The 14,122-nt window shown below is 54.9% G+C and carries 15 protein-coding genes and 1 other annotated feature; of the genes, 3 read left to right on the top strand and 12 right to left on the bottom strand.

Annotated features, from left to right (window positions below; genetic code table 11):
- Positions 1-64: 64 nt before the first annotated feature.
- The 7 genes from yedF to NQ230_RS10225 all read right to left on the bottom strand — a co-directional run bounded on the left by yedF (position 65) and on the right by NQ230_RS10225 (position 8,220).
- The gene (gene yedF, locus NQ230_RS10195) at positions 65-298 is read right to left on the bottom strand and encodes a sulfurtransferase-like selenium metabolism protein YedF (RefSeq protein ID WP_257261017.1); all 234 of its coding nucleotides are present in this window, start codon (positions 296-298) and stop codon (positions 65-67) included.
- Positions 295-1,506, bottom strand: coding sequence for a selenium metabolism membrane protein YedE/FdhT (gene yedE, locus NQ230_RS10200; RefSeq protein WP_213820826.1), 1,212 nt, complete (start codon positions 1,504-1,506; stop codon positions 295-297). Before yedE ends, yedF begins: the two co-directional genes overlap by 4 nt.
- Before the next feature lie 181 nt (positions 1,507-1,687).
- Positions 1,688-2,497 (bottom strand): tryptophan synthase subunit alpha, encoded by an 810-nt coding sequence (gene trpA / locus NQ230_RS10205; protein ID WP_023312082.1) that lies wholly within the window; start codon positions 2,495-2,497, stop codon positions 1,688-1,690.
- Positions 2,497-3,690: a tryptophan synthase subunit beta gene (gene trpB / locus NQ230_RS10210; RefSeq protein ID WP_257261023.1), complete on the bottom strand. Its 1,194-nt coding sequence runs from the start codon at positions 3,688-3,690 to the stop codon at positions 2,497-2,499. Before trpB ends, trpA begins: the two co-directional genes overlap by 1 nt.
- A gap of 10 nt (positions 3,691-3,700) precedes the next feature.
- Entirely contained in the window at positions 3,701-5,059 is a 1,359-nt protein-coding gene (gene trpCF, locus NQ230_RS10215) for a bifunctional indole-3-glycerol-phosphate synthase TrpC/phosphoribosylanthranilate isomerase TrpF (protein WP_257261024.1), read from the bottom strand.
- A 3-nt stretch (positions 5,060-5,062) separates the two neighbouring features.
- On the bottom strand, positions 5,063-6,658 hold the full coding sequence (gene trpD / locus NQ230_RS10220; protein ID WP_159514355.1) for a bifunctional anthranilate synthase glutamate amidotransferase component TrpG/anthranilate phosphoribosyltransferase TrpD: 1,596 nt from the start codon (positions 6,656-6,658) through the stop codon (positions 5,063-5,065).
- The gene (locus NQ230_RS10225; protein WP_121423999.1) at positions 6,658-8,220 is read right to left on the bottom strand and encodes an anthranilate synthase component 1; all 1,563 of its coding nucleotides are present in this window, start codon (positions 8,218-8,220) and stop codon (positions 6,658-6,660) included. The genes trpD and NQ230_RS10225 overlap by 1 nt, the downstream gene beginning before the upstream one ends.
- A 23-nt stretch (positions 8,221-8,243) precedes the next feature.
- Positions 8,244-8,338 (bottom strand) — a sequence feature (Trp leader region).
- Positions 8,339-8,498: 160 nt separating this feature from the next.
- Here NQ230_RS10225 and rnm point away from each other — a divergent pair.
- Together rnm and NQ230_RS10235 are read left to right on the top strand one after the other, a co-directional pair.
- Positions 8,499-9,380 carry an RNase RNM gene (gene rnm, locus NQ230_RS10230; protein WP_032640987.1) on the top strand — a complete coding sequence of 294 codons (882 nt, stop codon included), beginning with the start codon at positions 8,499-8,501 and terminating at the stop codon, positions 9,378-9,380.
- Positions 9,377-9,997, top strand: coding sequence for an L-threonylcarbamoyladenylate synthase (locus NQ230_RS10235; protein ID WP_003856793.1), 621 nt, complete (start codon positions 9,377-9,379; stop codon positions 9,995-9,997). Before rnm ends, NQ230_RS10235 begins: the two co-directional genes overlap by 4 nt.
- Before the next feature lie 635 nt (positions 9,998-10,632).
- Here the strand turns inward: NQ230_RS10235 and NQ230_RS10240 are convergent.
- The 4 genes from NQ230_RS10240 to NQ230_RS10255 all read right to left on the bottom strand — a co-directional run bounded on the left by NQ230_RS10240 (position 10,633) and on the right by NQ230_RS10255 (position 12,953).
- Positions 10,633-11,031 (bottom strand): hypothetical protein, encoded by a 399-nt coding sequence (locus NQ230_RS10240; protein WP_257261025.1) that lies wholly within the window; start codon positions 11,029-11,031, stop codon positions 10,633-10,635.
- Complete coding sequence (locus NQ230_RS10245; protein WP_257261026.1) at positions 11,028-12,419, bottom strand: PAAR domain-containing protein; 1,392 nt, start codon at positions 12,417-12,419, stop codon at positions 11,028-11,030. Before NQ230_RS10245 ends, NQ230_RS10240 begins: the two co-directional genes overlap by 4 nt.
- A 36-nt stretch (positions 12,420-12,455) precedes the next feature.
- Positions 12,456-12,719: a hypothetical protein gene (locus NQ230_RS10250; RefSeq protein ID WP_257261028.1), complete on the bottom strand. Its 264-nt coding sequence runs from the start codon at positions 12,717-12,719 to the stop codon at positions 12,456-12,458.
- 111 nt (positions 12,720-12,830) lie between these two features.
- Entirely contained in the window at positions 12,831-12,953 is a 123-nt protein-coding gene (locus NQ230_RS10255) for a hypothetical protein (protein WP_257261030.1), read from the bottom strand.
- Positions 12,954-13,116: 163 nt separating this feature from the next.
- Here NQ230_RS10255 and NQ230_RS10260 point away from each other — a divergent pair, with 163 nt between their 5' ends.
- Positions 13,117-13,551, top strand: coding sequence for a hypothetical protein (locus NQ230_RS10260; RefSeq protein ID WP_257261032.1), 435 nt, complete (start codon positions 13,117-13,119; stop codon positions 13,549-13,551).
- A gap of 159 nt (positions 13,552-13,710) precedes the next feature.
- On the opposite strand, the gene NQ230_RS10265 is transcribed toward NQ230_RS10260, so the two are convergent.
- Complete coding sequence (locus NQ230_RS10265) at positions 13,711-14,100, bottom strand: hypothetical protein (protein ID WP_257261034.1); 390 nt, start codon at positions 14,098-14,100, stop codon at positions 13,711-13,713.
- Positions 14,101-14,122: the final 22 nt, after the last annotated feature.

The raw sequence follows: 14,122 nt of genomic DNA on the forward strand, positions 1-14,122 counted from the left end.
TTGCCGTGGATCAAGATGTCCTATAATTCAATAGGATAAAGGCCCCTTACGAGGCCCTTAGCGATCACTTCTTAATCAAATAGCGAATGGTCGGGCCATCCTGCTGGATATCCAGCACCGTGTAGCCGTGGTTTTTTGCATCCAGCGGAATGTTGTTAATGGACTGCGGGCAGTCGCTGACCACTTCCAGAATTTCCCCTTTCTTGAGCTGCGGTAGCGCTTCAAGCGTGGCAACAGCCGGATAAGGGCAGGGTTCACCGACCATATCCAGACGGTAATCGGGCACGATCTCTTTCATGCAGCATTCTCCTGGGTTTCTGTTTTAACACTCGCACGACGAAAGAAGCGTTTCTCCTGCGCGATAACCAGTAAAAAAGCGACCAGCAGCAGGGCGTAGGTGACGAGCAGGCCGCCGAGGGGGCCGAAGGTGCTCAGCAGGTTGACCTTGTCCCAACTCGTGGCAAGCGCCGGAGACAGATCGTCCCAGAAGTACGCCAGGATCGTCGAGCCGATAACATTCCCCAGTCCTACCCACCAGTAATGCACCTGACCTTCAACGGCGCGGTACATCCAGCCGGTTTCGCATCCGCCAGCCAGTACGATCCCGAAGCCGAACAGCAGGCCGCCAATGACCGCGTTAGGACCGGCCCACATGATTTTCGGTTCGACGCCGAGCTGAACATAGCTGAAGATACCGATGGCGCTGACCGCCATTCCGGCGATAATCGCCTTCGCCATCATCGTCCGACCGGTGATCCACATATCGCGAAACGCGGAAGTAAAGCAGATCTGCGCGCGTTCAATGAGCAGACCAAAACCCACGCCGAACAGCATCGCCAGGCCAAGTTTGGGCTGGTTCATCGCAGTGCACATTGCCCAGGCGACCATAGCAAAAAAGACCAGCATACCGAGGCGGAAACGGCGACGCGCCTGAGAGGGCTTTTGGGTTAACGGAGACGCTGCGCTGACTTTTGTCATTTTCACCGGAATGCGGAACAGCGGCAGCAGGGTGAATTTTGCGCCAAAGTAAGAGCCGATGGCCGTGGCGACAGCAAAAAACCAGGCGTGAAGCGAAAACTGAGGAATCCCCGTAAAGAAAGCGGCCAGGTTACAGCCCATCGCCAGACGGGCCCCAAACCCGGCAATGATACCGCCGACCACCGCCTGCATTATGCGAATCCGGCTTTTGGGCATACGCAACTTAACGTTGTTTGCCCACAGCGCCGCCGCGAAACAGCCGCCGAACATGCCAATGATCATCATCCCGTCGATGCGGGTAAGCGGGGTGCCGTCCAGATGAATGAGTTTAAAGTACCCCCACTCTTCGGTATGCACGCCAGCGAGCTGCAGCAATTGACCACCCCAGCGGGTGAACTCGCCGGTCACGGCCCAGAAGGTGCCGGTAATGCCGAAATAGTAGGTAGAGAGAATGCCCGCCGCGATAACGGCCGGAACAGGTGACCAGAACTTAACCAGGTAAGTCTGTTTGAAGTATTGCCATGACATGAATGAGCCTCTGAACTCAGAAGGATTAAAGATAAAAAAGAGTCCAGATCATACGCTTACATGACAGTTTGAAAAGCCATTCATACCGAAAATATCGAAAGGATCAATTTTGACGTAATCCTTTTTAGATGGTGGGGAAGAAAGGGTAACCGTCTGGCTGAGATGCCAGACGGCAGAAGGATTATGCTTTACGCGTCGCCGCTTTCATTGCGGTCACAAATGCTTTCAGCTCGGCCAGCATCTGCTCTGGCTTGTCCACGTTCTTTTCAATGATCTTCACAATCGCGGAGCCGGAGATGGCACCTGCCGCCTTAGCGTCAATCGCTGCGGTGACCTGATCCGGGGATGAAATCCCGAACCCCTGCAGCGGAGGTGCGGCATGGTACTCGGCCAGCTTCTCCACCAGATGATGCAGCGGCAGTGCGGCTTTATTTTCGGCACCGGTCACGCCTGCGCGGGAGAGCAGGTAGGTATACCCGCGTCCGTAAGAGGCAATCTGGCGCAGCAGTTCGTCATCAGCGTTCGGTGGGCAGATGAAAATCGGGGCGACGTTATGGCGCATTGCCGCCTGACGGAATGGCGCAGACTCCTCAACCGGCACGTCTGCCACCAGAACGGAGTCGACGCCCACGCGAGCGCACTCGGCGTAAAACTCATCAATACCGCGGTTGAACACCAGGTTGGCGTACATCAGCAGGCCAATCGGAATGGTCGGGTGCTTCTGGCGAATCGCCGCCAGCATCTCGAAGCACTGGGTTGGTGTTACGCCCGAAGCAAATGCGCGCAGCGTTGCGTTCTGGATGGTCGGGCCATCCGCCAGCGGGTCAGAGAACGGAATACCCAGCTCCAGCGCGTCGGCGCCGGCTTCAATCAGGGTGTCGATAATCTTCAGCGACTGTTCCGGGCCCGGATCGCCCAGGGTGACGAAGGGAACGAACGCGCCTTCCTGGCGGGATTTCAGCTCTGCAAATACATTATCGTAGCGTTCCATCAGATTTCCCCTCGTGCTTTCAGAATATCGTGAACGGTGAAGATATCTTTGTCACCGCGGCCGGAAAGGTTCACCACCAGCAACTGTTCTTTTTCCGGGTTTTCTTTAATCATTTTCAGCGCATGCGCCAGTGCGTGCGAAGACTCCAGCGCCGGGATGATCCCTTCGCTGCGGCACAGCGTTTTAAAGGCTTCCAGCGCTTCGTCATCGGTAATGGAGACATAGTCCGCGCGGCCGGTACTGTTCAGGAACGCATGCTGTGGCCCGACGGACGGGAAGTCGAGGCCGGCAGAAATAGAGTAAGACTCTTCAATCTGTCCCTCATCGGTTTGCATCATCGGGGATTTCATACCGAAGTAGATCCCTACGCGGCCATGCTTCAGCGGCGCGCCGTGTTCACCCGATTCAATGCCGTGACCGGCAGGCTCGACGCCAATCAGACCCACGCTGGTGTCGTCGATAAAGTCTGCGAACATGCCGATGGCGTTAGACCCGCCGCCAACGCAGGCGATCACCGCATCCGGAAGGCGACCCTCTTTTTCAAGGATCTGCGCTTTGGTCTCTTCACCGATCATGCGCTGGAATTCGCGCACGATAGTCGGGAACGGGTGCGGGCCTGCGGCTGTGCCGAGCATGTAGTGCGCGGTGTCGTAGCTGCCAGACCAGTCGCGCAGCGCTTCGTTACAGGCGTCTTTCAGCGTCGCGGAGCCGCTGTGCACAGGGATCACTTCCGCCCCCATCAGACGCATGCGGAAGACGTTCGGAGACTGACGCTCAACGTCTTTCGCCCCCATATAAATGCGGCATTTCAGGCCGAGCAGGGCGCTGGCAAGCGCAGAGGCCACGCCGTGCTGACCTGCGCCGGTTTCGGCGATGATTTCGGTTTTACCCATACGCTTCGCGAGCAGCGCCTGGCCCAGCACCTGGTTAGTTTTATGCGCGCCGCCGTGCAGCAGGTCTTCACGCTTCAGATAAAGCGTTGTTTTGGTGCCTTCCGTCAGGTTACGGCATTTTGTCAGCGCGGTCGGACGACCGGCGTAATTTTTCAGCAGGTCGGTAAATTCCGCCTGAAACGCCGGATCCTTCTGCGCGCAGACAAAGGCTTCTTCCAGCTGGCGCAGAGCGGGCATCAGGATTTGCGGGACGTACATCCCGCCGAACTCACCAAAATACGGGTTAAGTAATGTCGTCATCTTCTCTTCCTTAATATGCACGCAGAGTTTTAAAAACCGAGGCCAGCTTGCTGGCATCTTTAATACCCGGTTCTGACTCTACGCCTGAATTGAAATCGAGGCCTGCGCAGCCGGTTTTGGCGGCTTCTACGCAGTTATCCGGGCTTAATCCGCCCGCCAGCAGGACGTTGTCCAGTTTTTCGCCGTTCAGCAGCGACCAGTCAAAACGCTGACCGGTGCCGCCCTGGCCGTTATCAAGGACGTATCTGTCCACATGGTTGAGGTTACGCGAGGGCAACGTATCGCCAACGCTTTGCGCTTTCCAGATCTGCACCTGGGGTGCCAGCGCGGCGCGCAGGGCATCGATGTAGCTCTGGTCTTCATCGCCGTGGAGCTGCACCGCGCTCAGGGATAACGCGTCGGCTTTGGCCGCAACGTCTGCAATATCTGCGTTGCGGAAAACGCCCACGTAGCTGAGCGGAGCCGCTGCGATGACCTTACGCGCCTGCTCTTCGCTGACCGCGCGTGGGGAGGAATCCACAAAGATCAGCCCGCCGTAAATCGCCCCGGCTTCATACGCGGCCTGGGCGTCCTGTTCGCGGGTTAAGCCGCAGACTTTGTTTTCACCCAGCAGCACGCGACGCACGGCCGCGTTGAGATCGTCATGCTCCATCATGGCGGAGCCAATCAGGAAACCGTTGGCGAAGTGGCTCAGCTCGCGCACCTGGGCATAGCTGTTAATGCCGGATTCGCTGATCACCGTCACGCCAGAGCCCAGACGCGGCGCCAGCTGGCGCGTGCGGTTCAGGTCAATGGACAGGTCGCGAAGATCGCGGTTGTTGATCCCGACCACTTTGGCTTCCAGCGCAATCGCGCGTTCCAGCTCCTCTTCGTTGCTCACTTCGGTCAGCACGCCCATGTTCAGGCTGTGCGCCACGGCGGAAAGCTGGCGATACTGCTCGTCGTTGAGCACCGAGAGCATCAGCAGGCAGGCGTCAGCCTGGTAAAAACGCGCCAGCCAGATCTGATACGGGTCGATAATAAAGTCTTTGCACAGGATCGGCTGCGGCGCGATGCCGCTGACGATCGGCAGAAAATCGAAGCTGCCCTGAAAATATTTCTCATCCGTCAGTACGGAGATGGCTGACGCATGATGCTTATAAATGCCGGCAATACGCGCCGGGTCGAAATCGTCACGAATAACGCCTTTAGACGGGGAGGCTTTTTTGCACTCAAGAATAAACGCGGTGCGTGCACCCTGCAGGGCATCATAGAAACGACGTTGGCTTGGTACGACGTCATTCTGGAAACTGGCAAGCGGCTGCTGTTGCTTGCGGGCTTCCACCCAGATGGCCTTATCGGCAACGATTTTCGCTAAAACGGTCTGCATTCTTTACCCTCTTGCCGCAAGTGCGGTAACGCGATCGTAAGCTGCACCGGAGCGCAGTACATCCAGAACTTTTTGAACGTTGGCCTTCAGGTCTTCCTCACCGTGCAAGCGCATCAGCATGGCGACGTTGGCAGCAACGGCGGCCTCATGAGCGACCTCTCCCTTACCTTGTAATAAGCGCGTCAGAATGTCACGGTTTTCTTCCGGCGTACCGCCAGCCAGCGCCTCCTGGTGATACGGCGCGAGGCCGAAGTCGGCAGCGTCAAGCTGATAGCTCAGGATTTCACCGTCGCGCAGTTCGGCCACCAGCGTCGGGGCATGAAGAGAAACCTCATCCATACCGCCGCTATGCACCACGGCGGCACGTTGGTAACCCAGCACGCGCAGCGTCTCGGCAATCGGCAGAACCAGTTCCGGGCTATAGACACCAATCAGCGCCAGCGGTGGATGCGCCGGGTTGATCAGCGGGCCGAGCACGTTAAACAGCGTGCGGGTTTTAAGCTGCTGACGAACCGGCATCGCGTGGCGGAAACCGGTGTGATACTTCGGCGCAAACAGGAAGCAGACGCCCAGGTCATCCAGCGCTTCACGGGAACGCTCGGCGTTCATATCGAGATTAATACCGAATGCGGCGAGCAAATCGGAAGAACCTGACCGGCTGGAAACGCTGCGGTTACCGTGTTTTGCGACCTTCAAACCACACGCCGCCGCCACGAAGGCGCTGGCGGTGGAGATATTGATGCTGTTACTGCCGTCTCCCCCGGTGCCGACAATATCGGCAAACTGATAGTCCGGGCGCGGGAACGGGGCGGCATTTTCCAGCAGGGCCGTAGCGGCACCGGCGATCTCCTGCGGGCTTTCGCCGCGCACTTTCATGCTCACCAGCGCGGCCGCCAGCTGTTCAGGCTTCAGCTCACCGCGAACCACGGCGGAGAAGAGCTGGTGGCTCTCCTGCTGGCTCAGGGTCTGCGCCTGGTACAGTTTTTCCAGAATCGGCTGCAGGGTATTGGTCTGCTCCAGCTTCTGTAACGCCCAGTCGAGCGTCTGCTCCAGCAGGCGGGCGCCGTGGGAGGTCAGGATAGATTCCGGGTGGAACTGCAGGCCGCAGACGCGGTCCGCATCGTGGCGCACCGCCATCACCATGCCTTCAAACGAGGCGTTGATGGTCAGCCCAGCTGGAATATTGCTGCCAACCAGCGAGTGATAGCGCGCGACCGGGAGCGGGTTCGGCAGCCCGGCAAACATTGCCTGGCCGTCATGTTCAATGCTGGACGCTTTACCGTGCAGGATCTCGCCCGCCTGGCCAACGTAGCCGCCATAGGCTTCAACGATCGCCTGATGACCGAGGCAGATGCCGATAATCGGCAGCTTGCCGCGCATACGGGTCAGCAGCTCCGGCATACAGCCCGCTTCGCTCGGTGCGCCTGGCCCCGGAGAGAGCATCAGCACCGGGTTTTGCATGGTGGCCAGACGGTCAATCAGGGTCTGCGCCGGTACGTGGTTGCGATAGATAACGACGTTATGGCCATTCGCACGCAGCTGATCTGCCAGGTTATAGGTAAAGGAGTCGATATTATCGAGCAGCAGAATGTCAGCCATCAGAAAATCTCCTGTGCATGGTGTGCGGTAGCAATGGCGCGAAGGACCGCACGGGCTTTACTGCGCGTTTCGTCAGCTTCAGACTGCGGAACAGAATCAAGGACAATCCCGGCACCCGCCTGGACGGTGGCAATACCGTCTTCAACATAGGCGGAGCGGATCACGATGCAGGTATCCAGGTCACCGTGGGCCGTGAAGTAACCCACCGCGCCGCCGTAGCTGCCGCGACGGCGTCCTTCAGCGGCGGCAATCAGCTGCATAGCGCGCACTTTCGGCGCGCCGCTCAGGGTGCCCATGTTCATGCAGGCGCGGTAGGCGTGCAGCACGTCGAGGTCATGGCGCAGCTCGCCGACCACGCGGGAGACCAGGTGCATCACGAACGAATAGCGGTCGACTTTAGTCAGGTCAGCCACGTAGCGGCTGCCGGGGGTGCAAATGCGTGCCAGATCGTTACGCGCCAGGTCAACCAGCATCAGGTGCTCGGAGAGTTCTTTGTGGTCGGTACGCATTTCCAGTTCGATGCGGCTGTCCAGATCGCGATCCAGGGAGCCGTCGGCGCGACGTCCGCGCGGACGGGTTCCGGCAATCGGGTAGATCTCAATCTGACGGCTGGTGGCGTCGTACTTCAGCGAGCTTTCCGGCGAGGCGCCGAACAGCGTGAACTCGTTGTCCTGCATGAAGAACATGTACGGGCTTGGGTTGCTCTTTTTCAGCACGTCGTAGGCTGCGAGCGGCGACGGACAGGGCAGTGAGAAGCGGCGTGAAGGCACCACCTGGAAAATTTCCCCGGCGCGAATCGCCTTTTGCATCTGGCGAACCACGGCGCCGTACTGATCGTCGGTCTGGTTAACATCGCATGTCATTTTTTCCACCCGCTGCACCGGCAGCGCAGGCGGCGCTTCCGTCATCTGCTGCTGCAGTTGAGCGATGCGGTGCTCAAGACGGTTTTTCTCAGCGGAAGAGGGCGTGAACAGGCTTGCCTGGATGCGGGTGTATTGTTTCTGGTGGTCGATCACCAGCAGCGTTTCAGCCAGATAGAAACAATAGTCCGGGCAGCGATTACCCTGCTCGGTTTCCGGCAACTCTTCAAATCCGGCGACCAGGTCATAAGCAAACAGCCCACCGAAGAACATCGCCTCACGCTCGTCTTCCGGCACGGTGACCAGGTTCTGCAGCAGGCGGAAGGCATCGAAAACGGACAGGGAGCAGAGGCGCGCGTCTTCGTCCAGCAGCTGGCTCACCGGCGGGAAATGCAGAATGCGCATTTCTGGATGACGTTCGTTTTCAATGCCTGAAGGCAGGGCGGCATCCAGCAGCGGCAGCAGCGATGCGCCATTGTCTGACAGCGCCTTGATTGTGACGGTGTCACCTAAAGCGGTAATGCGCAGCGCGCTGTCGACCAGCAGCAGGCTCTTGAGATCGTCCTTGCTGTCGATATCCGCAGACTCCAGCAGCAGCGTCGCCGGACGTGCACCGCAGACCTGATGAAACAGCGCGGTGGGGTTGTGGCGATAGGCCGCCTCGCAGGTCAGCAGTTCGAGGTGTGGTTTGGCTGTTTGCATGATTTTATTCTCATTTTCTGTTCAAAAAAAAGCCCGCTTGGAAGCGGGCTGGGTATCTGTTTGCATTTCGCAGACGCGTGACACTGCCCGAGGATCAGGAACTACGCCACCAACAGTGCAGAGTGAAATGTGCTGTCATTTTCAGATACCTTTCTCGCGTGAACTTGCGTACTAGTTAACTAGTTCGATGGCGAGTTGTCAACCCTTGATTTCAGAATTTCGCGTTAAGTCGGTATCATGGTGTTTTCGGATGTCTCCAACCTGTTATGGGAAGTGCTTTGAGCGATACCACCTACGCCATTATTTATGATTTACACAGCCATACTCAGGCCTCTGATGGCCTGCTGACACCCGAAGCCCTGGTTCATCGTGCCGTTGAAATGCGCGTCGGCACGCTGGCGATAACCGATCACGATACGACAGATGCCATTCCGGCGGCGCGCGCCGAGATTGCCCGCAGCGGGCTGGCGCTGAATCTGGTGTCCGGCGTCGAGATCTCGACCGTCTGGGAAAACCATGAGATTCATATTGTTGGCCTGAATATCGATATAGACCATCCGGCACTGACGGCATTTTTGCAAGAACAAAAAACGCGCCGCAATCAGCGCGCAGAGATGATCGGCGAGCGTCTCGAAAAGGCGCATATTCCGGGCGCGCTGGAAGGCGCACAAAAGATGGCGAACGGCGGGGCGGTCACTCGCGGTCATTTCGCCCGTTTTCTGGTTGAAGCCGGCAAAGCGACGACCATGGCGGATGTCTTTAAAAAGTATCTGGCGCGCGGGAAAACCGGATACGTTCCACCACAGTGGTGTACAATAAAACAAGCTATTGATGTGATTCATCATTCTGGCGGTAAGGCCGTGCTGGCCCATCCGGGACGGTATAATCTTTCTGCTAAATGGCTGAAAAGGCTGCTGGCACACTTTGCCGAATGCGGTGGCGAGGCGATGGAAGTCGCCCAGTGTCAGCAGGCGCCCAACGAGCGCGCGCAGCTCGCGACCTATGCCCGCCAGTTCGGCCTGCTTGGGTCTCAGGGGTCTGATTTCCATCAGCCCTGCGCCTGGATCGAACTGGGGCGCAAGCTCTGGTTGCCCGCTGGCGTTGAGCCGGTCTGGCAGCTCTGGGAACAGCCGCAGCAAATTGAAGAGAGGGAAGTATGAGTCAGTTTTTCTATATCCATCCGGATAACCCGCAGCCACGTCTGATCAACCAGGCCGTGGAGATCGTCCGCAAAGGCGGCGTAATTGTCTACCCGACCGATTCAGGCTACGCGCTGGGCTGCAAAATTGAAGATAAAGGGGCGATGGAACGCATTTGCCGTATTCGCCAGCTGCCGGACGGCCATAACTTTACCCTGATGTGCCGCGATCTCTCTGAGCTGTCGACCTATGCGTATGTCGATAACGTGGCGTTCCGCCTGATTAAGAACAACACGCCGGGTAACTACACCTTCATCCTGAAGGGCACGAAGGAAGTACCGCGTCGTCTGCTCCAGGAAAAACGCAAAACCATCGGCATGCGCGTGCCGTCGAACCCGATTGCGCAGGCGCTGCTGGAAACCCTCGGCGAACCGATGCTTTCTACCTCGCTGATGCTGCCGGGAAGTGAGTTTACCGAGTCCGATCCGGAAGAGATCAAAGATCGTCTGGAGAAGGTGGTCGAGCTGATTATTCACGGCGGCTATCTCGGCCAGCAGCCGACCACCGTGGTCGACTTAACCGAAGATGCGCCGGAAGTGATTCGTGAAGGCGTGGGTGACGTAAAGCCTTTCTTGTAAAGGTATAAGCAGAAATACTACGCGGCCATCAAAGCAGGGCTCAGCCCTGCTTTGACCTGATTCGACGCCTGTGAAGACATAAGCCTGATGAAATCGTCCAACGACTTTTCGCGTTACTTTGCTCCAAATGGGCAATAGATCTTATGTTGCACAAAATCTGCGGAAGCGGACGAATGGTGGAACTGACGAGGATTTTGAGACGTTTCAAGGGGAGGCCAGCATTGCTGCTGGCTTAATTTGGGGATGCTATCGAAAGTACAACACTGCTCCGGCGATAAAGATTGATACCAATCCTAAAGCAGAGAAAGCGTACTCGACGATAAACCAATTTTTGAGATGAGGTGGCAAGCCTCTGATGAACGTAACATCATCATTGGTACTGTCTACTGAGCTTTTACAAAAGATTAACAGATTTACGATAAAATTGATCTTTGCGGCATAACCTGAGTTAAATCCTATCGAGCCCGCTTTGTCGAAAATAATAGCCCCTGCCGGGAGAGAACCAAACTTTTCTTTATACAGCGTACAGATCGCGGAGAAGCGCTTTTTGTTTAGAGATGAGAGCACCGCTACAGTTATACCGCAGATGAGGCTTAATCCTCCGAACCCGCAAATGATTAGATCTGCCGAATTGATCATTTATCGACCCAAAGGCAGATGCAACCAATAATAAGGCCAATAAAAATAACCAATGAACACAAGAATTCGGCTATAAACCAGTATTTGATGTTTGCAGGCAGTCCTCGTATAAAATCTACATCCTCATTTTTGCTCTGGATAGACTTTTTGCCAAAGATCAATGGATGGATAATGAAGTCCATTTTTGTTGAGTATCCAGCAGTGAAACCGAGTAAATCAGCATCTCTTAACACTGTGGCAGCAAGTGGCACAGAGCCAAACTCCCTTTCATACAAACGACATACTTCAAGGAAGCGTTTTTTGTTCAAAATTGACAGTACAATCATAGTGACAGCTGAGAGCAGGATCACTCCCCCAGTACCAATAACGAGGACATCGAAAACAGAAACCGTCACTTTGTGACCTCATAAATTCTTTCACCTATCATTTCGCCAAACTTACCACCTAACTCCCCTCCAGCATAGCCAACCGAACCAGTGAAGATCACGCCGCAGGCCAACATTCCAGCACCGGCAGCTTCAATCGTTAGTGCACCCAAGACAACTGAGCAAACCGTAGTAGACACCGAACCAGAAACAAGCGCACCTGCACCAATTCCGGTGCCTAACCCCACACCAAAACTTCCAACCTCGGTATACGCCGTTTTCTCGCAGTCAGACCCGACTGTGCAGGCTTCGTAAATCTTATCCAGCCTGTTCACGCCATCAAGAGCGATTCCGACATAGCCCGCTGTTTTCATCATTTTCACATACTTTGCAGCTTTCTCAATGAATGTGGCGTAGCCCTCAATATCTGCAACTCCGGTCTGATTCCAGCGATGTGTAATCGAACTGGTTGAAAGTCCCAACGCCCGTTTAATGTCTGGGTAGTCCTGCAATGCCAGTTTGTGACGCGTGAAATCCGTTAGAATGCTATCGAGTTCACCGAACAGTTGCCGTCTCTGAACATAAAATTGTTCACTGATCAGTGATCCGCTGGTGATGTACTGATTTTTGTATGCTTGCTGAATCTTGGTCAGAACACTCTCGATCTTCTCAAAGTATTTTCCCGCAGCTTCTGAGGCGATCCCTGTTGTCGTACTGGCTTGAGAGGTAAAAAGATCAATGGTGTCTTTATGTTTATGCAGGAAGTTAGCTTCCTGGATTGTCAGCGGTTCTAACGCTGCATCAACTCGCGCTTTCGCGGCTTTCATGTGGGCGATCTGTTCGTCGTCCTGCTTATCAGGATCGACCAGAAGCATAATCGAACCAGCTTTGCATCTTTGATCCGGGCCGTTGAGCGTAGCGAATAGTTCCTTTGCTTCCACTGACGGGTTTTCGGTGAATAGCAGACGTTGCCAGGCTTCTGTGGTGCCGCCGTAGGGGAGAACGGCAAAACCTGCGTCGATGCCTGTTTTCTTTTTCGCTGTCTGGGCGTGTTGTTCTGGTTCTGCTTGCGGCTGTTGAGATGCAGCAAGAGCGGCTGCTGCGGTTGCCGCTTCTGCCAGATACCTTGCTGTTGCCTGAGAGGGAGATTCACCTGGGCCGATCCATCCCAAAGGGGCTATGATACGGTTAGATCCAGAGGGGCAGCCACATAAAACGACGCCCCTGTCCACGGCTACAGGGATCTGGTGAATTGTGCGGTGTGACTCACCTTCAACAACTTTTCCTTCTTTGCCGCATTTCGGGCAAGCGGTAGTCTTGTCACCCAGAACAATAGGACGACGACCAAGAATGTTACCGCAAGAAAGTGAGGGGATGAGTTTTGCGCCAGTTGTGGTTTGATCACCAAACAACGCCATTCCCCGCCCTAAAACGTTTGGACGCATTCCCCCCATTTATGCCACCTTTGCAACAGTCAGGAAATCATCTGGAATTGATTCACCCTCGCGGAAAGAGAACACTAATCCATAATCAGGGGTGCTGATAATTACATCTCCGTTATCAAGCAAGCTACCAACCAGTGCAATTCCTTTACCTTCCCATTCGCTTAACTGCCCGGCGCTGGTGATGATGACAGCTTTCGTTCCGTCTGAATAAGTGACGGTTGCACCTTCTGTGACAATGCTGGCCCATTCACCGCTATCGAGTTGGACTTTCATACCCTGGCTCGGATCTGGATTAGGCTCATCGACAACGCCGCCCCGAAGAGTGCGGCTTCCGGCAACGGCTGTACGATAGATAGCTGTAACTGGATGGTGTTCGGCGTACTCTTACTGCCCGATAACGAGTTGGCGGGCTTCTTCATTTATTTCGGACAGTTGGTTGTCGGTATAACGAGGAGCATCTAAAGATGCAATGATGTCAGGGGTAAGATCGTTGTTGTACTGTTTCATAAGTCCCTCTACTTGTTATAGAAATAATCACAGAGGTCATTTTACAAGCAATAACCACATGCGCAACAAGTATTAGGCCTAAGTGAAACTTCGTTTCGTAACAGAAGGTTATCCGGTAAAGTGGTGAGCATTAATCTTCAACAAATCTCAGACATGGGACGCTATGGCAGGCATTTTGGCAGGTACGGCGGCAGCGGTTGGAATCCTTGATAAAGCGGTGAGCATCACCCAGAAACTGGCGAATAACAGTGATGAACTGGACAAGGCAACGCTCAAACTTGAGTTGGCTAATCTGATGGTTGAACTTGCTAACGCCAAAATCGAAGCGATAACTACCCAGACTTTGCTTTTCGACGCTGAACAAAAAAACAAGCACCTTGAAGAACAGTTGGTAGATAAATCAACGTTCGTATTTAAGCCGCCGTTGTACTGGAAAGAAGGTGATGAAACTCCTTTCTGTCCGAGATGCTACGAAGGGGACAATAAGAAGCTTCACCTGCGCTCTGTCGTTCATGACGGTGTACCAGGATACGGGATTAAGCCGACCAATAATTGGTCATGTATGCACTGCAAGTTTTCCCAAAAAAAGAGTAGTTAAAAACCTATTTTGTTTAGCTGCTTAGGATCATTCCGGGCCGTGATTACGGTCACGTAGAAGAGATGATCGGGGGGTATGTAATGTTTACCAAGGCAAGGGGGTGATGCTCTTCGCCATTGTATGAGCTATTAAGCGCGAATTTTGAGGCTCTCCCGGTTTTTACCCCGACCATCCCCAAATATCCGAGGGGGAGGATGTACGGTAGAGCACCGAGGAGTAGCGGGGGCACTGTTGGCCCAACTCTGGGAGGCGCTCCACTTCGGCAACATCTCTTTCAAGGGCACATAGTAGATAGCTATCAAAGTCCTGCTTAGTGGCGGCTCGGTAGCCTTGAATCGTCCGCTTAAACTCTTCAATACCCATTGTCCCATTCTGAACGAGAGGAATGTATGGGCGGATCTGATTCATGACCACTTCGGCTTGTTTTTGACTGTCAGTACCAAGACTCAGACGCACAAAACTTGTTGAATCATTTAGTCTAAAATTCGTGTAGTATGTGCGCCCACGAATCATTGTGTGTGACAGCTTGTGTGACACGTTGTTTGCCATGCTGTGTGCCATGAAATAGTTA

The organism is Enterobacter asburiae (assembly GCF_024599655.1).
GTDB lineage: Bacteria > Pseudomonadota > Gammaproteobacteria > Enterobacterales > Enterobacteriaceae > Enterobacter > Enterobacter asburiae_D.

Coding starts and splice junctions, on each gene's coding strand:
- NQ230_RS10235 (WP_003856793.1), top strand. CDS start 9,377: ATGAGTCAGTTTTTCTATATCCATCCGGATAACCCGCAGCCACGTCTG.
- trpD (WP_159514355.1), bottom strand. CDS start 6,658: ATGGCTGACATTCTGCTGCTCGATAATATCGACTCCTTTACCTATAAC.
- NQ230_RS10225 (WP_121423999.1), bottom strand. CDS start 8,220: ATGCAAACAGCCAAACCACACCTCGAACTGCTGACCTGCGAGGCGGCC.
- trpB (WP_257261023.1), bottom strand. CDS start 3,690: ATGACGACATTACTTAACCCGTATTTTGGTGAGTTCGGCGGGATGTAC.
- yedE (WP_213820826.1), bottom strand. CDS start 1,506: ATGTCATGGCAATACTTCAAACAGACTTACCTGGTTAAGTTCTGGTCA.
- NQ230_RS10260 (WP_257261032.1), top strand. CDS start 13,117: ATGGCAGGCATTTTGGCAGGTACGGCGGCAGCGGTTGGAATCCTTGAT.
- trpCF (WP_257261024.1), bottom strand. CDS start 5,059: ATGCAGACCGTTTTAGCGAAAATCGTTGCCGATAAGGCCATCTGGGTG.
- trpA (WP_023312082.1), bottom strand. CDS start 2,497: ATGGAACGCTACGATAATGTATTTGCAGAGCTGAAATCCCGCCAGGAA.
- NQ230_RS10250 (WP_257261028.1), bottom strand. CDS start 12,719: ATGAAAGTCCAACTCGATAGCGGTGAATGGGCCAGCATTGTCACAGAA.
- NQ230_RS10245 (WP_257261026.1), bottom strand. CDS start 12,419: ATGGCGTTGTTTGGTGATCAAACCACAACTGGCGCAAAACTCATCCCC.
- yedF (WP_257261017.1), bottom strand. CDS start 298: ATGAAAGAGATCGTGCCCGATTACCGTCTGGATATGGTCGGTGAACCC.
- NQ230_RS10255 (WP_257261030.1), bottom strand. CDS start 12,953: ATGAAACAGTACAACAACGATCTTACCCCTGACATCATTGCATCTTTA.
- NQ230_RS10265 (WP_257261034.1), bottom strand. CDS start 14,100: ATGGCAAACAACGTGTCACACAAGCTGTCACACACAATGATTCGTGGG.